A 2,162-nucleotide genomic window follows, 5' to 3' on the forward strand; every position below is an offset into this window, starting at 1 on the left:
GCCCCACGGTCCGCTCGCTTACCCCAAACCCCTCCTTCCGCAACCTCACCCAGATTGATCCGAGCCCTTTACCTTAGACACTCCTACCCTGTCTCCTGTGTGAAGCCTCCCACCCCCCTCCCCAAGGCTTCCACTAAAGCCTCCTGAGGCGTCCTGTACCCCAGCCCCGAGTGCAACCTTCTGGTGGTAGTACCGCAGCCGCTCCGCAATCACCCCCCTCAGCTCCCCCCTTGGTCGTGGTGCACCATGCCCCGGGGCAGCTCCCCCTTCACCCCCTGGATCCACCCCTTGGCCCGCTCCCACACCCCCAAGGCCAGCTCCACCGTGGGCGAGGAACCCAGACCCCAGGCCACCACCATCCGCGTGGCGTGGTCCAAAATCGGCATGAACCACGCCTTCCCCTTACCCCCAGCGTAGGGAATCAGGCTAAAGTCCGTGTACAGCAGGGCAAAGGGCTCCGGCTCCCCCTCCCGCAGGTACGCCGCCCTCAGGTCCGCCCGCTCCCCCGCCAAGACCACGATCTCCCAAAGGGGGTTCGGCTTGGGCTTGCGCACCGCCCGCTTCAGGGAAAGCCCGAAGTCGTGAAGCAGCCCCCGGATCCGCTTGGGGTTCATCACCACCCCTCGGCGCCGCAGCTCCCGGTCTATCCGGCGGTACCCGTACTCGGGGTGCTCCCGCAACACCTCCTCCAGGAGGGCCTTGGCCTTGGCCTCCTCCGCCTGGCGCTTGCGGTCCGCTTCCGCCTTCTGCCGCCCGTAGTAGTACCAGGTAGCCCGGGGAATCTCCAAGGCCCGTAGGACGATGGGCAGGGGAGCCAGCCCTTGGGCGAGGGCTTGGCGGGCCAGTTCCACGCGCTCGCCCAAGGGCATCCCCTTTACCTCCCCTGCCCGAGGGTCACGCGAAGCGTAGGTTCGGCTTTTTTAGGAGGGCGATTTCTACTTCCTTCTTTCCGATGAGCTGCTCCAGCTGCCGGACCTTTTTCTCCAGTTCCCTTTCCTGGGTGTCGCCGGCGAAGAGGGAGGGCCCCTTTTCCATGAGCTCCGACTTCCACTTCACCACGGTGTTGGGGTGCACGCCGTAGGCGCGGGCGATCTCCACCAGGCTTTTTTCCCCCTTGACCGCCTCCAGGGCGGCTTGGAACTTCACCTGTGGGGGGATAACCTTAAGCTTCTTCACCTTGTCCTCCTCTTGTGTGCCAATCCTGCCATGCGCTTGCCGTCTAGTCTAGGGGTTGCATATCCCCCCTTCCCGCAGCCTCTTTTCCCACCGGTAGTAGGTGGCCCGGCTGATCCCCACCAGGCCCTGGATCTCCTCCCAGGTGGCTTTGCCTTTGCGCAGGGCTCGCACCAGCTTGAGCTTGTGTAGCCGTCCCTGGACCTCTTCGTCCCCCGCCCCCGCCTCCTCTAGCGCTTGGGCCTGCCTAGCGCCTCGCCATATCTCTCGGCCAACGGTGGTAAGCTGCATCAGGGGAACCTCCTCTTCCGTGGAGTGGTTCCCCCATTTTTATGTCTCCCGTCTCACATGTGTAGGGCCGGGTACAGCAAAGGGGGGCTTGCCTAGTAAATCGCCTTATACCCCGGCGGAGGGGGGAGGAGGGAAAAGAGAACCCTGAGGCCATAGGCCAAAAGCTCCAAGAACGCCCGCGCCATCGCCGTCTTCCCTCCGGTAGCTCAGGCCGGTGGTGTCCATGAGGTAAAGGGGGGGTCGGGGTCTCGGTGTGAGAGGTAGGCCTCCACCTCCCGGGCCAGGCGCTGGAGGAGGTCTTGCAGGAGGCTTGGGTCCAGGTGGTGGAGGGCGTAGCGGGCCAGGGACGGGTGGGAGGGGAAAGGGTCTTCCATCAGGTCTTGCAGGAGGGCCTCGGTCCGGCGGTAGGTGAGCCCCTAGAAGGCGCAGGTCACGCGAAGCGTAGCTTGCCTAGGAGGAGGGCGTGGGGGTAGCGCCAGGGTCTGCCCCTATGGCCCGTGGGGGTGGGAGGGGCGACTTCCTGGGCGAGGCGGAGGCAGTGGGTGAGGACCTCTTTGGGACTCGGTTCTCGCCGGAGAAAGCCGCGCTTGCCCATGGCGCTAGGATGTATACCGTAGACGAAGTTTGCAAAGCAAGCCCAGAAGCAGGGCTTTACCCAAAACTCCTTCCTCGCCCTCCCTTAGCCTGCTTCAAGAGTT

General features: G+C 64.6%; 4 protein-coding genes and 2 pseudogenes. All 6 read right to left on the reverse strand.

Annotated elements, in window-relative coordinates; all coding sequences use genetic code 11:
- Positions 1-218: 218 nt before the first annotated feature.
- The 6 genes and pseudogenes from L0D17_RS12945 to L0D17_RS12970 all read right to left on the reverse strand — a co-directional run bounded on the left by L0D17_RS12945 (position 219) and on the right by L0D17_RS12970 (position 2,059).
- Positions 219-863: an IS3 family transposase gene (locus L0D17_RS12945; RefSeq protein WP_243095671.1), complete on the reverse strand. Its 645-nt coding sequence runs from the start codon at positions 861-863 to the stop codon at positions 219-221.
- A gap of 31 nt (positions 864-894) precedes the next feature.
- Positions 895-1,176, reverse strand: coding sequence for a transposase (locus L0D17_RS12950; protein WP_243095672.1), 282 nt, complete (start codon positions 1,174-1,176; stop codon positions 895-897).
- Between the two features lie 60 nt (positions 1,177-1,236).
- Positions 1,237-1,464 (reverse strand): annotated as a pseudogene (locus L0D17_RS12955) (helix-turn-helix domain-containing protein); the annotation flags it as partial.
- Positions 1,465-1,556: 92 nt separating this feature from the next.
- Positions 1,557-1,655, reverse strand: a pseudogene (locus L0D17_RS12960) (IS5/IS1182 family transposase); the annotation flags it as partial.
- Between the two features lie 15 nt (positions 1,656-1,670).
- Complete coding sequence (locus L0D17_RS12965; RefSeq protein ID WP_243095673.1) at positions 1,671-1,838, reverse strand: hypothetical protein; 168 nt, start codon at positions 1,836-1,838, stop codon at positions 1,671-1,673.
- 56 nt (positions 1,839-1,894) lie between these two features.
- The gene (locus L0D17_RS12970) at positions 1,895-2,059 is read right to left on the reverse strand and encodes a hypothetical protein (protein ID WP_243095674.1); all 165 of its coding nucleotides are present in this window, start codon (positions 2,057-2,059) and stop codon (positions 1,895-1,897) included.
- Between the last annotated feature and the right edge of the window lie 103 nt (positions 2,060-2,162).

Origin of the sequence: Thermus thalpophilus (genome assembly GCF_022760915.1) — a bacterium.
Taxonomy (GTDB): domain Bacteria; phylum Deinococcota; class Deinococci; order Deinococcales; family Thermaceae; genus Thermus; species Thermus thalpophilus.

What these genes read in the sequence shown, in the direction of transcription:
- L0D17_RS12965 (WP_243095673.1), bottom strand. Translation starts at nt 1,838, where the DNA reads ATGGAAGACCCTTTCCCCTCCCACCCGTCCCTGGCCCGCTACGCCCTC.
- L0D17_RS12970 (WP_243095674.1), bottom strand. Translation starts at nt 2,059, where the DNA reads ATGGGCAAGCGCGGCTTTCTCCGGCGAGAACCGAGTCCCAAAGAGGTC.